At 62.9% G+C, this 15,749-nt stretch carries 17 protein-coding genes; 6 read left to right on the forward strand and 11 right to left on the reverse strand.

Translation table 11 applies throughout. From position 1 onward, the window contains the following. Positions 1–11 precede the first annotated feature (11 nt). From ACETMP_RS21660 to ACETMP_RS21705, 10 genes are all read right to left on the reverse strand, one after another. A complete protein-coding gene (locus ACETMP_RS21660) occupies positions 12–383 on the reverse strand; it encodes a hypothetical protein (protein WP_375157780.1) in 372 nt (123 codons plus the stop codon). Further along, complete coding sequence (locus ACETMP_RS21665) at positions 304–1,146, reverse strand: LLM class flavin-dependent oxidoreductase (protein WP_375157781.1); 843 nt, start codon at positions 1,144–1,146, stop codon at positions 304–306. Before ACETMP_RS21665 ends, ACETMP_RS21660 begins: the two co-directional genes overlap by 80 nt. Positions 1,147–1,313: 167 nt before the next feature. Continuing rightward, positions 1,314–2,099, reverse strand: a complete 786-nt coding sequence (locus tag ACETMP_RS21670; RefSeq protein ID WP_375157782.1) for a creatininase family protein — start codon at positions 2,097–2,099, stop codon at positions 1,314–1,316. 4 nt (positions 2,100–2,103) lie between these two features. Next, positions 2,104–2,868 (reverse strand): enoyl-CoA hydratase/isomerase family protein, encoded by a 765-nt coding sequence (locus ACETMP_RS21675; RefSeq protein WP_375161957.1) that lies wholly within the window; start codon positions 2,866–2,868, stop codon positions 2,104–2,106. 104 nt (positions 2,869–2,972) lie between these two features. Beyond that, complete coding sequence (locus ACETMP_RS21680) at positions 2,973–3,692, reverse strand: ABC transporter ATP-binding protein (protein ID WP_375157783.1); 720 nt, start codon at positions 3,690–3,692, stop codon at positions 2,973–2,975. After that, entirely contained in the window at positions 3,685–4,410 is a 726-nt protein-coding gene (locus ACETMP_RS21685) for an ABC transporter ATP-binding protein (protein WP_375157784.1), read from the reverse strand. The genes ACETMP_RS21680 and ACETMP_RS21685 overlap by 8 nt, the downstream gene beginning before the upstream one ends. Beyond that, positions 4,407–5,438, reverse strand: a complete 1,032-nt coding sequence (locus ACETMP_RS21690; RefSeq protein WP_375157785.1) for a branched-chain amino acid ABC transporter permease — start codon at positions 5,436–5,438, stop codon at positions 4,407–4,409. The genes ACETMP_RS21685 and ACETMP_RS21690 overlap by 4 nt, the downstream gene beginning before the upstream one ends. Continuing rightward, positions 5,422–6,291, reverse strand: coding sequence for a branched-chain amino acid ABC transporter permease (locus tag ACETMP_RS21695; protein ID WP_036008576.1), 870 nt, complete (start codon positions 6,289–6,291; stop codon positions 5,422–5,424). The genes ACETMP_RS21690 and ACETMP_RS21695 overlap by 17 nt, the downstream gene beginning before the upstream one ends. Before the next feature lie 114 nt (positions 6,292–6,405). After that, entirely contained in the window at positions 6,406–6,930 is a 525-nt protein-coding gene (locus ACETMP_RS21700; RefSeq protein WP_375157786.1) for a flavin reductase family protein, read from the reverse strand. 90 nt (positions 6,931–7,020) lie between these two features. Beyond that, positions 7,021–7,365: a VOC family protein gene (locus tag ACETMP_RS21705; protein ID WP_375157787.1), complete on the reverse strand. Its 345-nt coding sequence runs from the start codon at positions 7,363–7,365 to the stop codon at positions 7,021–7,023. 699 nt (positions 7,366–8,064) lie between these two features. Between ACETMP_RS21705 and ACETMP_RS21710 the strand changes: the two genes are divergently transcribed. Both ACETMP_RS21710 and ACETMP_RS21715 read left to right on the forward strand, forming a co-directional pair. Next, positions 8,065–8,622, forward strand: coding sequence for an Lrp/AsnC family transcriptional regulator (locus ACETMP_RS21710; RefSeq protein WP_375157788.1), 558 nt, complete (start codon positions 8,065–8,067; stop codon positions 8,620–8,622). 142 nt (positions 8,623–8,764) lie between these two features. Next, entirely contained in the window at positions 8,765–8,911 is a 147-nt protein-coding gene (locus tag ACETMP_RS21715; protein ID WP_375157789.1) for a hypothetical protein, read from the forward strand. Between the two features lie 71 nt (positions 8,912–8,982). Here ACETMP_RS21715 and ACETMP_RS21720 read toward each other — a convergent pair whose 3' ends face one another. Next, positions 8,983–11,139, reverse strand: a complete 2,157-nt coding sequence (locus ACETMP_RS21720) for an exonuclease domain-containing protein (RefSeq protein WP_375157790.1) — start codon at positions 11,137–11,139, stop codon at positions 8,983–8,985. A 521-nt stretch (positions 11,140–11,660) separates the two neighbouring features. Between ACETMP_RS21720 and ACETMP_RS21725 the strand changes: the two genes are divergently transcribed. The 4 genes from ACETMP_RS21725 to ACETMP_RS21740 are packed head-to-tail and all read left to right on the forward strand — an operon-like array spanning position 11,661 to position 15,493. Further along, the gene (locus ACETMP_RS21725; RefSeq protein ID WP_375157791.1) at positions 11,661–13,361 is read left to right on the forward strand and encodes a DUF6538 domain-containing protein; all 1,701 of its coding nucleotides are present in this window, start codon (positions 11,661–11,663) and stop codon (positions 13,359–13,361) included. Then, positions 13,358–14,512, forward strand: coding sequence for a hypothetical protein (locus ACETMP_RS21730; RefSeq protein ID WP_375157792.1), 1,155 nt, complete (start codon positions 13,358–13,360; stop codon positions 14,510–14,512). The genes ACETMP_RS21725 and ACETMP_RS21730 overlap by 4 nt, the downstream gene beginning before the upstream one ends. A gap of 40 nt (positions 14,513–14,552) precedes the next feature. Next, a complete protein-coding gene (locus tag ACETMP_RS21735; protein WP_375157793.1) occupies positions 14,553–14,681 on the forward strand; it encodes a hypothetical protein in 129 nt (42 codons plus the stop codon). A gap of 56 nt (positions 14,682–14,737) precedes the next feature. Continuing rightward, positions 14,738–15,493: a hypothetical protein gene (locus tag ACETMP_RS21740; RefSeq protein WP_375157794.1), complete on the forward strand. Its 756-nt coding sequence runs from the start codon at positions 14,738–14,740 to the stop codon at positions 15,491–15,493. Positions 15,494–15,749: the final 256 nt, after the last annotated feature.

Raw genomic sequence — 15,749 nt, forward strand, 5'->3', positions numbered from 1 at the left:
TCACCGCTGCATTACTTGTTCTGGGTCCGCATCAGCCGGATCTGCCCGAGGATCTCCTCGGTCGGCCGCACGACGTTGTTTCTGTCGTTGAAATGCGGGATGACGTAGCGACCGACCATGTCGATCGCCTCCATGATCTTTTCGTGCGGGACTGAGTCCATGTGCAGCAGCACCTCGTCGATCCCCATGGCCTCGAACTTCTCGATCTGACGAATGACCGTATCGGGGCTGCCGCACACCGTCGTGGCCGACTCGTTGACTAGATAGTCCCAGTCGTTGGCGGCACGCTGCATCGACGGCACGCTATCTCCCATGTATTTGTAGTCGTCGGCAATCGCCGCGAGACGCGGATAGGCATCGGTCGAGATCTTGGCATAGTGCATCAGCGGGCCGGCATAATCCGCCTTGGCCTGCTCGTCCGTTTTCCCGATGCCGATGAACAGCGGAATGCCGATACGCGGACGCTGCAGCGGCCCCCTCCTCGTCGCGCTTCCAGTTTTTTTGATAGGCGCCGATCAGCTTCTGCTGAGCTTCCCAGCCCTGATAGATGTTGCTGCTCATCACGGCGAAGCCCTGCGAGGCGGCCCAGACGTGACTGCGCTCGCTGGTCGCCGCGATCCCGATCACCGGATGCGGCTTCTGCAGCGGCTTCGGAACCAGCTGGCGCGGAGGGATCTGGTAGTACTTGCCGTCAAACGTGAAGATGTCCTGGCGCATCGCCGTTTTCAGCAGCGCCAGTCCTTCTTCCATCTGCGCCAGCGTTTCGTTCGGATCGACGTTGAACGCCCGCATCGCGATGGTGGTGTTGGCGCGGCCGCCGTAGAATTCCATGCGGCCGTTGGACAGGATGTCGGTCACCGCAAGCCGCTCGGCCGAACGCAAGGCGTGGTTGATGCGCTGCGGCATCAGCGTCACCGCCGCGCGCAGCTTGACCCGCGACGTCACCGCGGCCAGATAGCCGAACACCACTTCGGGCGCCGAGCTCGAGATCCCGCCCAGCGCCACGTGCTGCTCGGAGAGCGCGACGCAGTCGAAGCCGACCTTCTCGGCCAGACGGACTTCGTCGACCAGTTCGTGAAGCCTGCGCGAGTAACTGTGGCCGACCTGGGTTTCCTGTTCAGACCAGAACCCGAACGTAAGTGCCATGTCTCAATCCTCTAGCTTTCGAGATGGCACAGGGTTTCATAGGCGGGGCGATATTTTCGCCCGAAAGCCGCCTTGCGCAGTCAAGCTTTCCGAATTTTATGCTGTCAGTATTCGCAACATGGCAGACGCCGCGGGAAGCGTCGCCCGCGCAGCGGACGGACTGACCGTCAACGGCGGGCGACTCCGGCCTCGCTATCGAAGGTCTCGATCAGCAACTCGGCGACCGCCGCGAGGCACGCTTCGCCGATGTTGTGGCTTGAGCCGAACGGACTGCCGATCACGCCGTTATGCGAAACCGATCGGATGCCGTTCTTCCACATCAGCTCGAGATCAGCCTCCGACAAGCCGCCAAGATGGCCCACCTCGAAGCGGTCCGGTCTGACGCTGTCGGGCCGAATGACCATCATCAGCGACGTCTCGGCGATATCGGCGTGGCCGCCGACGGCCGACACGTCTCCTCCGGCTTCGCGCACCGCATCGCGCCACGTGTCGATCCATTTCGTCGAGTCGACGAACGCCTGGATCGCAACATCCGAGGGGACGGCCTCGCGCAAGCGACCGAGCATGTCCTTCAGGACCGGAAAATTGCCGATATGGCCCGAGTGAATCAGGATGCGCTTGAAGCCGTGCCGCGCCAGGCTTGTGCAATAATCGACACAGATCGCTTCCAGCGTCTCCGGCCGTAGCGAGATCGTACCCGGGAATGGCAGATGATGAGACGAGCAGCCGACCCTGATGGTCGGCGCCACCAGCGTGTTGCCGCGGCTGCGCGCGATCCGCTCGGCCAGAGCATCGGCATGATCCGCATCCATGCCCAAAGACAAATGCGGTCCATGCTGCTCGACGGCCCCCAGCGGGATCACCACCGTCGTGCATCCATCGGCCAGCGCCGCGGCGACTTCCTCGTGGCTCATCTGCTCCAGATAGATCTGATCGGGATATCCGCGCGCCATTGATTCAACCCTTGCTGCTCTTTGACAGAAACCTCGCACGCACGTTAATTGAACTCTCGGCTGTGACATAGGCGTCGAGGTCGGCCACGGTCATTTCTTCGAGCGCCTGATCGCTCATTTGCGCGGTGAGATTGAGCGATCGTTTGATGGCGTGGAACAGCTTGCGGTCTTTCTGCCGCAGCGCGCCGCACACGTCTCGCGCACGGGACGCGACCTCCTCGGTCGCGACGATCTCGTTCACGGCGCCGATCGCCATGGCGCGCTCCGCGCCGACGAGCTCGCCCCAATACAGCAGCTCTTGTGCCGCCCGCACGCCGAGCTTCTCGACGGCCCGGCGCATGCCCTTGGTCACCGGCAGCAGGCCGTGGTTGATTTCCGGGAACCCGATCTTGCACGCCGCATCGGCCACGACGTAGTCCGCGTGCAGCAGAAACTCCAGGGCGCCTCCGACCGCATAGCCGCGGACGGCGCAGACGATCGGGGCCGGATAGTTCTCCATCGCCACGAGGAGTTCGTGGAAGAACCGGATGCGCGGCCTCGCGACATCGATCCCGACGACTTCCTTGATGTCGCCGCCTGCGCTGAAGAAGCGGTCGCCGCTTCCGGTGAGCACGATGCCGGGCGGATTCTCGTCGTCGGCAAAGCGCCGGATCGCCTCCAGCAACTCGACGATGAGTTGCGCATTCAGCGCATTGGCCGGCGGCCGGTTCATCGTGATCGTGACCAGGTCTTGATCACGCTCGATCAGGAGAGAAGTGGCAGTGTTCATAAGTGAGACCCAAGCGAGAGCGGCTGCAACAGCCGGGGAGCGGTGGACCAAACGGCGGCGCGACGGGAGCGGCAACGCCCGACGCCTCGCCGCGACGGCGCACCTCACAATCCCAGATAGGCGCGCTGGACATCGGGGTTCTCGAGCAGATCGCGGCTCGATCCGTGCAACACCACGGAGCCGTTCTCGAGCACATAGCCGCGGCTGCTCAGCGCGAGCGACTTGGCGACATTCTGCTCGACGAGAAGGACCGTGATGCCCTGCTCGTTGAGGGATTTGACGACGCCGAACATTACGTCGGTCAGCGCCGGCGAAAGCCCGATCGACGGCTCGTCGAACATCACGATTTCTGGCCTCGACATGATCGCCCGACCGATCGCCAGCATCTGTTGCTCGCCGCCGGAGAGCGTGCCGGCGAGCTGGTCGCGGCGCTCGCGAAGTCGCCCGAACAGCTGATAGACGGAATCAAGCGTGTTGGCCCGGTCGTGCCTGGCCCGCTTCAGCGAGCCTCCGATCAGCAGATTGTCCTCGACAGAGAGCGCACCGAAGATCTGGCGGCCCTCGGCGACCTGAGCGATGCCCATTTCGCAGATGTCCCACGGCGGTCGCCGCGAGATATCGACTCCGTTGAACCTGACGGAACCGCCCGACGACGGCACGATCCCCGCGATTGATCGGATCAGAGAGGTCTTGCCGGCGCCGTTGGCGCCGACCACGCAGATCAGTTCACCCTTGCCGATGCGGAGCGACACGCCGTTCAGCGCATTGGAGCCGTCATAGGCCACGCACAGGTCGTCGATGGCGAGAAGCGCGTCGTCAGGCATGGAAGCCGGCTCCCAGATAACTTTCCAGCACCGCGGGATCCGCCACCACCTCTGACGGCTTGCCCTCGGCGATCTTGGCGCCGTGGTGAAGCACCACCACGGTCGACGCCACCTCCATCACGATCCGCATCACGTGCTCGACCAGCAGGATCGTCAGTCCGCCCTCGACGAGCCTGTGCAGCACGCCGACAACGCGGGCCGCTTCGGTCGGACGCAGCCCCGCCATCACTTCGTCGAGCAGCAGCAGCTTGGGGCGGGTCGAGAGCGCCTTCGCCGTCTCCAGCATCTTGCGATCGGGCAACGTCAACTGATCCGTCCGGGCATTCGCCTTGCCGGCGAGCCCGACATTTTCGAGCGACTCATACGCCTTGTCCCGCGCCTCCTTGACGTTCGTCGTCCAGCTGAAGGCGCCCACCATGGCATTCTCGAGCACCGACATATCTTTCATCGGTCGGACGATCTGGAAGGTGCGGGCAATGCCCATGCGGCACACCGCTTCGGGCGGCTCGCGATCGAGCGAACGCCCCTCGAACAGTACCTGCCCGGCGGTCGGTCTCAGCGCCCCGGCGACGAGATTGAAGCAGGTGGTCTTGCCGGCGCCGTTCGGTCCGATCAGGGCGGTGATGCGGCCCGCCTGCAGTGAGAAGCTGACGTCATTGACCGCGACCAATCCAACGAACGTTCTGGTCAGGTTCTTCACTTCGAGCAGCGCGGTCATTCCTCGACCTTCCGCAGTTGTGGGATCTGGCCGCGCGCCGGCAGCTGGATCGCCCCGTAGAGCCGGACCATCGCCGGCCAGATGCCGTCGGGCAGAAACCACACGACCAGGATCAGCACCGCCCCGTAGGCGACGCTGTTCAGTCCGGGAAGCCCCAGGGCGTCGCCGAGAGCTCCCATGGCGTGATGCAGCGGGATTGCGGCCATCGAGCCGATCAGCGGGCCGAACGCAGTGCCCAATCCGCCGACCACGGGGCCGATAAGCACGTCGACCGAGATCGCCATGCCCATGATCGAATCCGGAAAGATCGCGCCCTGCACCAGGCCCAGCACCCCGCCGCCGATCGCGGCCGTCGCGGCCGATATCGAGACCACCAGCACCTTGTGGCGAAACGTCCGCACCCCCAGCGCGCGGGCGGCCTCGTCGTCATCCCGCATCGCCCGCCAGACATAGCCCCAATAGGACCGCGAGATCAGCTCCGTTCCCGCGACGCCGATGGCCGCAAGCGCGAGCGCGACGAAGTAGTAGAACCGCGCGTCACCGCGCAGCATCCCGAGGTCCATCGCGCCGCTCGGCGCCTGATAGAACAGGCCCTGCATACCGCCGGCATAGTCCCACCCCCCGAACATGATCCGGGCGAATTCGGCGGCTGCGATCGTGAGCAGCGCGAAATAGATGCCACGAACCTCGAAGCGGAAGCTCAGCCACGCCAGCACCGCGCCGACGAATCCCGCAATCACCGCGCCCAGCAGCAGACCGATCCACGGGGTGATGCCGTATTTGATGTTCAGGATCGCCACCGCATACGCACCGATTCCAACGAACAGCGCGTGACCGATGGAGAGCTGCCCGCCGATCCCGAGCATCAGGTTCCACGATTGTCCCATGAAGGTGAACAACAGGACGATCGTCAGAAGCGAGATGACGTAGGCGTTGGACATGCCACCCACCACGGCCAGGGCGGCGAAGACCAGAGCGCCGGCGCCCCAACGCTTGGTGTCGCTGGCTTGATCAGATGTCCTTTGCACCGAAAAACCCCCTCGGACGGAAAATCAGGATGATGATCAGGAGCGCGTAAGGGAGTGCTGTTTTCATCGACGGCGTGAACATCAAGGCCGCGATCGCTTCGGCGACCCCGATCGTCAGGCCACCCAGAAGAGCGCCGCCGAAGCTGCCGAGACCGCCGACGATCACCGTCACGAAGGCCAGCAGCGTGAAGTCGACGGCGAGATAGGGCTGCGCATCGAACAGCGGCGAGATCAATGCGCCGGCGACGCCAGCGCAGGCCGTTCCGATGCCGAAGGTCACCGCATAGACCCGAGGGATATTCAGCCCGACAACCAGTCCGCCCAGTCGATTATTGGCGGCGCCCCGCAGCGATCGGCCGAATGCGGAGTACTTCAGATAGGCTCCCAGTGCGGCGATCAGCAGTCCGGCCGTCGCGGCCGCCTGGATGCGGGCCCAATCCAAGGTGAGCGGTCCCACGCTCACGGTCTGGAAGGACAGCTGAGACGCCGTCGGCCGCGGATCCGGACCGAACGACATCAGCAATACGCCGCTGAAAAGCAGTGAGAGGCCGATGAAGACGATGAACTGATAGTGATGCGGCCGATTGACGAACCGCTTCACGACGAGCGTCTCCAGCAGATAGCCGAACACGAACATGACGACCGCGGCGATCGCGGCGGCTAGAGCGATCGGGACGTCCCAGATTCGAACGGTCCAGTATCCGATGTAGATCCCGAACACGACCATCTCGCCATGAGCGAAATTGACCACGCGCATGACGCCGAAGATGATCGTGAGACCGAGCGCGACGAGCCCGTAAACCAGCCCGATGAGCACCCCGCCGGCGATTACATTGAGCCAGAGCGACAGCATCAGCGACCTACCGCTGATGGATGCGCGATGGAAAGTCTTCGTCTTCCTTGCATGCTGATCGGTTCCATCTTGGCTGTAGCGGAAACGTAGCGGCGTCGGACGTCGTCCTGTGTTTCAGACCGCCTTTGGCGCGGCGAAACTTCCGTCGATATAGACGAGCGACTCACATCCGGCTCTCATCGTCTGAGCCACCACCTCTCCGGTGAAGATGGTGTGACTAGCGTCGCTGTAAGCATTCACCACGCGGCAATCGAAGCTGCAGACCGCGCCGGCCAGACTTGGTGCTCCGGTTTTGAGATCGCACCACAAACCCTCGCCGAAGCGGATATCGCCCTTGCTGCCGTCCTGCCCGGAAAACTTGAGCGCCAGATCGCGATGCTCGACCCCCAGAATATTCCAGCAAAACGACCCACTGCTGAGAATGGTGTCGTGCGCACCGGCAGATCGATTGACGCAAACCAGCACGGTGGGCGGAGCCGCCGACAGCGAGCAGCCCGCCGTCAATGTGAGACCATGGCGGTTCGGAGCCCGGCCTGTCGTGACGATCGACACGGTGCCCGGCACGTTGCGCATCGCAGCGCGGAATGCTGCGGCATCGAGGGGGCCCGGTTCGGACAGCGGCGGTGTTGCGGACGACATGGCTACGACTCTTGGATTCATGGGATGGATGCGCCCTATTTGTCTGGTTGTGAGTCCGGGCATGCAGCGCTGCCCCGGTGAACGTCTGAGCTATCCGGCTGCTTGATAGAACTGGATGACGTTGCCGCCCGGATCCCGCACCTTCACCGCACGGCCGTGACTGGCCATGTCCCGAACCGCGCCGACTTGCGCACCCATGGCTGCGGCACGCTCCATGGCGGCCTCGAGGTTGTCGACATCGAAGACGATAACGGCATCCTTGAGTTGTTCCGACGCGGACTCCATCGGTGCGGCGACGCAGAACGCAGCCGCATCGCTCACGAACTGGATCCACTTGCCGGGATCAGCGAAGCGCACCTTCAGACCCAAGCCTTCGTAGAACTCGGCCAGGCGTCCAGGATCGTTCGCTGTCAGATAGACTTGCTTCAGTTTCACGCTCGACAATCCAACGTTCCGCCGCCCTAGTGCGATCGTGGATCAATAGTCGCTCGAGCCTCTCAGCATTACTGCTTGAACAACGCGTGTCGCAGAAGCTTCATCAGCATTTTATGCTGCAGCGACTTGTCGGGTCGCTTGATCCAGCTCTGCGTCCGGCCGATCCTTGCCATTTTCTGGTCGTCGAGGGTGGGCTGTCGTTCCTGCCGAACCACTTGTCACGCGCAACGCCGGCGGTGTGGTCAGCGACGTGGGACCACGGCCACTCGCGGCTAAGGGTGGTCGTACGAAACAGGGCTGCAGAGTTGCGACGCTCGACACCGAAGCTCTGCTGCACATCCCGTCAAGTGCCGGGGGGGCCACTCGATGAAGCGCCGGCCGTTACATCGTGATCGATCCGTTGGATCAACATCGGCCTGCATATCGCATGTGCAAAAAATGTATCGCAATTAGGCAACTAACCCTCTGATCGCAATGCACAATCCGAAGATTGACGGTTTTTCGATACAAGTCGGCGATTTGTCGAAATCCCACAGGCGCAATTGCGGTTAGCGTTTACCACGCGATTGTCATCGCCCCGCAAACGATGGTGATAAGCGCCGCAAGAAGACTGCCAGATTTGGGAGACACGCGATGTCGACAACCTCTCTCGACAGAATAGATATCAAGATCCTCAACGAGCTCCAGCAGAATGCGAGCTTGACCAATGTCGAGCTCGCATCACGCGTCAATCTCTCGCCGTCGCCGTGTCTGGCTCGCGTCAGAACACTCGAAAAACTCGGCGTGATCGATCGACGGATCGCCCTTCTCGATCCCGCCGTGCTCGGCATTGGTGTAACGGCTTTCATCCAGATCAAGCTGGAAAAGCAGGTCCAGACGTCACTCGAGAGTTTCACCCGATCCATCGACCGGCTGGCCCAGGTGATGGAATGCTATCTGATGACCGGTGAGAGCGACTACATGCTCCGCGTCATGGCGGCCGACATCGAAGATCTCGAAGACCTCATCGTCAACAAACTATCCCGTATCCCCGGCGTCAGCAGCATTCGATCAAATCTGGCCCTCAAGCGCATTTCGCACAAGACGGTGCTGCCGATCGACACCAATCGACCGGTCACCGTGAAGGCTTGCGCCAACGCCTCGCGCCCTCTGGAGCGCTCCCCAAGACCCCGATACGACGCAGCTGGTCCTTTGCTGTCCGACGCGCCGATCGGTCTCGACACCAATTGTCCCAGCTACAGCGTGGAAAGACTATGAGGCGCCCCGCCATGGGCTCCGGCCAGTTGGCAATAATGGTGAAGTCAAGATCGGCAGAGTGCTCGAGCGGCGCTCTGAGCCTGACAATCCGCACACGACCCAACGCGAGCACACGTCGGCTCCACCGAGCGGAGCGACCGAGATGACGGCATCGATCGAAGCGGCCCTGCAGGCGTTCGCCGACGGCGACGGTCCCGGCAAAGTTCGCGGGCTTTCCAATATGATCCAGCAGACCGAAACCTCAGAATTGATGGCCGCCATCGATGAGGCTGCTTCCATCTCCGCTTAGCACGATCCGGCTCCGCCACGATGACGATTGGGAACAGCCGGGGGGCACTCCGGACAGATATTGCTGAAGCGCTACGCCGCTTCGGAGCTCTGTCTCTCTTCGCTCCGCTTCTGATTGATGAGATTCAACAACTGCGCCGAGGCCCGCGCGTCGCATAGGGCGCGGTGGTGATTGTCGAGCGATATGCCGTATTCTTCGCAAAGCTTCCCGAGTCCGTAGGACTTGTGCCCCGGATAACGCCGCCGCATTCCGGCACACGTGCAGAGCTTTGGAAATTTGAAGCGCCGCCCGAGCCGTTCGAATTCGTAGGCGATGAAACCGTAGTCGAAGCTGACGTTGTGGGCGACGAAGATGCCGTCGCCCATGAACTCCATGAAGCGATCCGCCACCTCGGCGAACAAAGGCGCGTCCCGAACCATTGCGTTGGTGATACCTGTCAGCTGGACAATCTTGGCCGGAATGGAACGCTGCGGGTTGAGAAGACTGTGCCACTCGTCCACGACGCGGTGGTTGCGCACCTTCACCGCGCCGATCTCGGTGATGCGGTCGCCGTTCGACCATGAGCCGGTGGTCTCGATGTCGACCACCACGTAATCCTGCTCAGGGTCGAAGCGGTAGTCGACCCTGCCGATCTCGGCTGTGATGCCGGCGGCGCCGAGTTGGTGGAGGCGGGTCAGTTGGTTGCGGCGGATCACATCCCCTTCCGCCTTGACCTCTATGAAGGACGCTTTGCCGTCCCACACCAGCATCAGGTCGGGAAAGCCGTCTCGCATCCCGCGGAAGTCATCGCACATGCTGCGGACGATACTGGCGACGCCGACGGGGTTGGATCCCTCGAGCAGCGCGCGCAGCGCCTCCACTTGCACATGATCCCAGCTGAAAATCCCGTTCGGGCGGCCCCATTTTGCTGCGATGGTGCGGAGTACCAACGGAAGGGAAGCTCCGGATTCGATAGCCGTCAGCTTCTCGTTGATGGTCTCCGCGAAAAGCCGACGCAAGCTGCGGTCCTTCAGGCAGTGAGGTAGCCAATCGAACCCGCTGGGCATGCGGGTGCTCTCGAACAGCTCGTCCCAGAAGAGCAGGCCGAACAGGGTGTGCCACAACACGTTCTCGGTGAAGAAAACCTTCGTGCCCTCGCGCCGCAGCACGCCGGCGACGCCCGCTTCGGGATTGCTGCGATGGGTATCGTCAACGGTGATCGTGCGGCCGGACCGCAAAAGTTCGGTGTAGAGACCTGTACGCCTGCCGCCGAACTTACGGGCATAGAAGTCGGTGGCGAAGAGGTGCTCGCCATCGCTGGCGGGATCATCGATCATCCGCTGCAGCAGCGTTTCGGCCTCGGCCTTTTCACCCGTGTTGTAGAGCAGGCGAACCAAGCGCTCGTTGCAGTCGGGAGAAGGCCCGGCACGGTAGAGCTGCAGGGCAAGATCGTTCTCGCCCGTCTTCTCGAAGAAAAGCCCGGTCTGATGCGCGGCTCGGCTGCGGAGATCGGCGGCGAACTGCGTCGTGCAGGCAGGCCCGGCCAGTACGTCAATGGCGGCCCGTCTGTGGGCAGTTTCTGATCCGTCTTCCAGGCTGTCCAGTACCTGGCTGTAGTGGAACGAGGCAAGCGCCTCCTCGGCATCGGTGAATCGCGCGCTGAACGAGGTCTCGCGGTTGGTGCGGAGAATTCCCAAGTCGCGCAGCGCGAAGTTCTTCAGGCTCACCTCGGTCTTGCCGAAATACAGGTAGAGCAGGAACTCGATCGGACGCATCCCGTCCAGCGCGATGAAGTTGCGGGCGCCACAATGCTGCGCGGCCACCGAAAAAGGGATGCTTTGCAGATAATAGTCGATGAACTTCGGCTTCGACCAGGATTTGCGGACGTCTCCTCGCCCGGCCGCCTGTGCTCCGGTGACGAGGACGTCCTTTGGCAGGCAGGAGACGAAGGCCGCATAGTCCGCCTCGCCGAGCTCACGTGCGTGACCGGCCGCGGTCAGATCGGATGCCGCCCGCTCGACGTCATCGATCTCGGGGTAGCTGAACAGGGATCGGTTGAATATGGCACCGCGCCTGTTGATCATCCGGACCAGCAGGCATCGCGCATCTCTCGGTAGGCCCTCGAACCGCGCTATGAAGGCGTGATGCTCCGGACCAAGCACGGGGGCGTACGTCCGCTGCACGAACCCGAGCATTTCGGCGAAGTGGTCGAGATAATAATAGACGGGCAGTTGAGGCAGTTTGGCCAAGCGGACCTTCACGGCAGAATCGATCGTTCTATTTTTGTTCGAGCGCCGCCCTGAGAGTCAAGCGCTTCGACGGACGATGGCGGCCTGGTTCGTGGTGATCGAATACAGATTGCACAAGGTGGTCAGCTCGCCAGATCCGGATGGCGGGCCCGCTGCGCCAGCTGTAGCAGCGTGGCCGTCGGCCGGCGATTGGCCTTGGCGCAGATGGCGCGACGGCACTGAGACGCGCGTCGGTCTTGCGATTCGTATTGATAGTTTCCGCCTGCCATGCAGGTTGCAGCCTGCCTAGGCTACACCCTGGGGCTACACCAGAGATCTCTGGCGTGCAGTAAGACCTGATTTTACGGGGCTTTCTCGAAGCCGTTTTATTATGGCGGGAGGATTTATTATGGCGGAGAGGGAGGGATTCCCACCACCCCCGTTGAGCCAACCCGCTGATATTTCGAATTTTATCGGCGGAATAAGGGCTTCCTGCATGTCCTGGGGCTACACCAAGGGGCTACACCGTGGGAAGCAATCGCATGCCAAAGCCGGTCCGCAAGAAAAAGAACAATAAAGAGACGAAGAGCGACGTCTGGTGGCTCCGCAAGAAGGTCTCGGAGCGGTTCCGCGCCGTCGTGGGCCGGCGCGAGGTCTGGCGCTCGCTCGAAACCACCGACTTCAAGACGGCGGTGGTCGCGTGCAACAAGCTCAGCCTGGAGCTGGACAAAGAGTGGGAGGACCGGCTCCGCGCCGCCAAAGCCGTCGGCAGGACTGAGGGGGCCGTCCCAGCGGCCCGGACCATGTCCGACTGGGACCTGAGCGGCCTCCAGCGTGTCGTCCACGAACTGGACCGCGGAGCCCAGATCCGCAATCCCCCGGCCGGGGCCAAATGGGCCCAGGGCACCCAACTGCGCGACAAGGAGCAGAACGACCAGGAACGCGAATTCGACGAGCAGGCGCTGGATCGGTTCCTGAGCCGGACGGGGTACTTCCTGACCGAGGCCGACCGGACCCGCTTCCTACCCATGTTCGTGGAGGCGCAGCGGCAGGTCTCCATCGACCTCACCCGGGCCGCAAGGAAGCATGACTACTCGGAATCGGAGGCCTTCGCCAAGAACGCGCCCTCGCTCTCCAAGCGGATCGACCTCCTCCAGGCATTCGAATTCTATTGCGACAAGGCCGGCATCAAGGGCGGCGCGACGGGTCCGACCGCGAAGCGTTGGCGCCCCAAGATCAAGGCGTTCTGCGAGTTCGCCGGCCACTCGGACCTCTGCCGGATGACCCGCGACGACGCCTACAGATGGGTCGATCACCTGACCAAGGAAGACGTCGCGAAAAAATCGATCCGCGAGGTCTGGCTCGCCTCCTTGCGGGCGGTAGCCGGCTTCCAGATCGAGCGCGGCAGACTGACGACCGAAAACCCGTTCTCGCGCATCCGCGTGCGGGGCGTCAAATCGACCAGGGATTCGAACAAGAAAGGCTTCTCGGACTCGCAGGCGGAGAAGATCCTCACGGCGACGCTGGCCACCTTCTCTCACCTGACCACGGTCGAGACCCGCGCCGCTCGGCGCTGGATCCCCTGGATCTGCGCCTACACCGGCGCCCGCGTGAACGAGATCACCTCGCTCCTCCCCTCCGACATCCGGGTCGACGAAGAGACCGGCATCGTCTGCTTCTATCTGCGGCCCGAAATGACGAAAGGCGCCTACGAGCGCGTGATCCCCGTGCACTCGCATCTCGATGAGCAGGGATTCCTCGCCTTCGTCGAGAAGCGCCGGAAGGCGGGTCTGCCGCTGTTCTACGATCCCAGGCGTGCGGAGGGCGGGGAGAACGCGAATCCGCAATGGCAGAAGGTCGCCGAACGGCTCGGCGAGTGGATCGTCAAGAGCCTCAAGATCACCGGCGTCAAACCGAATCACGCCTGGCGCCATCGCTTCAAGTCGGTGTCGCGCGAAGTCGGCATGCACCCCGAGGTCGAGGCCTTCATCACAGGCCACGGCGGATCCGACGATCCCGAGAGAATCCAGAAGGTGAGCCTCAGCTACGGCGACCCCTGGGTGAAGACGCTCAGGAAGACCATCGAGATGTACCCGCGCTACGAGATCGCCGCGTTGGACCGATCGCCGGCGCCGCACCGACGCGTCCGCCGCAGTCCGGAGCAGATCGCCGCGGATCGGGCGGCCCGGCGCGCGAAGGCCGAACTCCCCGGTCCCGGGTTGAGGCGGGAGGTGCTCCGATGAGCGAACATATCTTCAAGGCGCGCGTGCCCTACCTGCAGGAATTCGTGAAGAAGGGCTGCCGCAGCACGACGAGCGCCTGGTTCCTGGAGGACGGATATCTGCGCGTCGAGGAGATCGATCCTGCGGCCGCAACCGTGGCCTACATGGTAAGCGCCCGGCCGCACCAGCTCTTTCCGGACGACTCGCCGCGGCACTACGCCGTTAGGGAGTACGGCGGCTCGCTGTGGTGGCCGATGATGCACGACCGGGGCTGGCTCACGCCCGCTCGCCTGATCGAATGGGCCGCCGCCGGCGACCCGAAGGCGATGCTCGCGCTCGATCCATCGAATCCTGCATCTGCCGAGAAATGGCCCTCGGGCGGGTTCGACCCATCCTCCGTCCGGAAGGTCGGACTGTCTGAGATGGGTTTTCGCCTCGGCCACGCGCACGCCAACGCGCTGCGGATGGTCTTCTGCGGGGACCAGGTGCTGGTGAAGGCCGGCGAGCCGATCTACTGCGCGGTGCAGTCCCGTTCCGCGGGCGGCGTCGAGATCGTCGCCTCATTCTCCGATCTGGAGCGGCAGACGGTGAACTGGTGCGGCGTGCCGGGGCCCGACCGCGACAAGCGCCTCGAGTGCGCCCGGCGCGGGCTGACGTTCGGGATCGACGACATCGAGGAGGCAACGAGAATCCTGAACGACCGCGGAGACGGCGTCGTTGTCAGGACGGAGATCGAGACCGTCCAAGTCCGCCATCGCCCGGAAACGGCGACGATGTTGTGTGCCGAGGCGCTGGCCGAATTCCTAAGGGCCGCCGCGCGGAAGGACGGATACTGGGGTCTCGCGCTCGGTCAGAACATCCCGGCCCTCGCGGCTCCCAAACCGGCCGACCGCGGGTACGCCGGACCTTCGCACCTCGAGTTGCTGCAGCAACTCGTCGACTGCCGAGCCCCGGCCGTCGTCAACGAGTTCTTCCGCGAGGTGCGGGACGCACGCGACATTCTGGCCCGTTCAAAGCGTTTCATCGACACCACTTTGACCGAAGCCGACGAACTGGCCCTGTCGGATTTGGCTCCCCAGGCGGACTGCACGCCTACGGCAACGGAGCGGACCAGCGGGCACCGCACCGGCGGGTCCGCAGGCCGAGACAGCGAAGCGGGACACTCGCTTTGATCGACGGCTTCACGCATCAACGAACCGGAAGGACTGCGACATGACCTATACGCTCTATCGGAAGACGGAAGCCGGCGAAAACAACGTCGCCGTGGCACACATCCGGGTCAGGCACGCGTTCGGCGCCAAATCAGCGCAGCCTACTGTGAGGCGTTTCCCGCCGAGCTGAAGGACAATCGTAACTACTTCTTGCCAACCACTGGAACGGAAACGAGTTCAAGGGCCATGACAGAGATCAACGATTTCGAAACCGAACTGTTCGAAGCGCGGAAAATGCTTTCCGAAAGACTCGGGGTGCAGCTTCCTCCCGAGTTGCGGTTGCGCCAGACGACCCCGCCGCCCGACGAGACCACCCTCCTGTTTTGCCGATCTGCGGGCTTCGATCGTCTGGAATATCTCGATGTGAAGCCTACTCCGGCAGCTCGGCCCGGCAGGTCGTACGACAACGTACGCGAGCACATGGTGCGCCGCGGCGGCTGCGTGGTCCACGGATGGATCGTGCGCGCCGTGCCGATGTTGTTCTACGAAGCCGAATATCATGCCATATGGCAGAGTCCCGAAGGCGCGCTCGTGGACATCACACCGCAACCAGGCGATGAAAGCGGAGTATTCTTCGCGCCAGTCGGACATCCCGAGCCTGCACCGTCGGGGCCGCCGCCCTGGCCCGCCAAAAAGAGAGCCAGGATTTCCGATCTGGAAGATGCCAAACCGGCCGAACAACGCGTGTCGCCACTGAGATTGCCGCCAGGGCAGGAGCAGCGCTTGGCAGCGGCGCTGGATAAGTTCTTGGTCCTGGCGGACCGTCATGACGGCTTTGTCGCGAGAATGGGGGCGCGGGCCGAATCGCCCGAATACGTCACCCTCGCCAACGATCTCGTGGAGGCGAAGGTGAGGATTTTTCTGATGGTCGAGGGACTCATGATGTCTTCGATGGCCAACACGCGTGCATCCGACAAAGGCCCATCGGCTCCGTCCCCTTGAGATCTATCGAACAACAAAGAATTCCATTGTGAGGGCAAGATCCCAAGGGTGTCACACGCAGGCAGCCCCGGATTCGAAGATCGCAAGTGCGCTAGTTTCACGTTGGCTACGATGGCGAAATTGGCATTCTGATCCGATGGGAATTCCAATTCCCAGACACGACCGATGATTGTGAGAGAATACGGCGCCGCCTGCCCGTGACCTCCAGATGCGCCCTTGTATCTCGACCTCAGGCTTTCCGAAACTTCAGGTGGGG

Origin of the sequence: Bradyrhizobium dasycarpum (genome assembly GCF_042019905.1) — a bacterium.
GTDB classification, from domain to species: Bacteria; Pseudomonadota; Alphaproteobacteria; order Rhizobiales; family Xanthobacteraceae; genus Bradyrhizobium; species Bradyrhizobium japonicum_B.

Coding starts and splice junctions, on each gene's coding strand:
- ACETMP_RS21725 (WP_375157791.1), top strand. CDS start 11,661: ATGCCAAAGCCGGTCCGCAAGAAAAAGAACAATAAAGAGACGAAGAGC.
- ACETMP_RS21695 (WP_036008576.1), bottom strand. CDS start 6,291: ATGCTGTCGCTCTGGCTCAATGTAATCGCCGGCGGGGTGCTCATCGGG.
- ACETMP_RS21730 (WP_375157792.1), top strand. CDS start 13,358: ATGAGCGAACATATCTTCAAGGCGCGCGTGCCCTACCTGCAGGAATTC.
- ACETMP_RS21685 (WP_375157784.1), bottom strand. CDS start 4,410: ATGACCGCGCTGCTCGAAGTGAAGAACCTGACCAGAACGTTCGTTGGA.
- ACETMP_RS21675 (WP_375161957.1), bottom strand. CDS start 2,868: ATGAACACTGCCACTTCTCTCCTGATCGAGCGTGATCAAGACCTGGTC.
- ACETMP_RS21735 (WP_375157793.1), top strand. CDS start 14,553: ATGACCTATACGCTCTATCGGAAGACGGAAGCCGGCGAAAACAACGTC.
- ACETMP_RS21660 (WP_375157780.1), bottom strand. CDS start 383: ATGCACTATGCCAAGATCTCGACCGATGCCTATCCGCGTCTCGCGGCG.
- ACETMP_RS21740 (WP_375157794.1), top strand. CDS start 14,738: ATGACAGAGATCAACGATTTCGAAACCGAACTGTTCGAAGCGCGGAAA.
- ACETMP_RS21715 (WP_375157789.1), top strand. CDS start 8,765: ATGACGGCATCGATCGAAGCGGCCCTGCAGGCGTTCGCCGACGGCGAC.
- ACETMP_RS21700 (WP_375157786.1), bottom strand. CDS start 6,930: ATGTCGTCCGCAACACCGCCGCTGTCCGAACCGGGCCCCCTCGATGCC.
- ACETMP_RS21680 (WP_375157783.1), bottom strand. CDS start 3,692: ATGCCTGACGACGCGCTTCTCGCCATCGACGACCTGTGCGTGGCCTAT.
- ACETMP_RS21665 (WP_375157781.1), bottom strand. CDS start 1,146: ATGGCACTTACGTTCGGGTTCTGGTCTGAACAGGAAACCCAGGTCGGC.
- ACETMP_RS21670 (WP_375157782.1), bottom strand. CDS start 2,099: ATGGCGCGCGGATATCCCGATCAGATCTATCTGGAGCAGATGAGCCAC.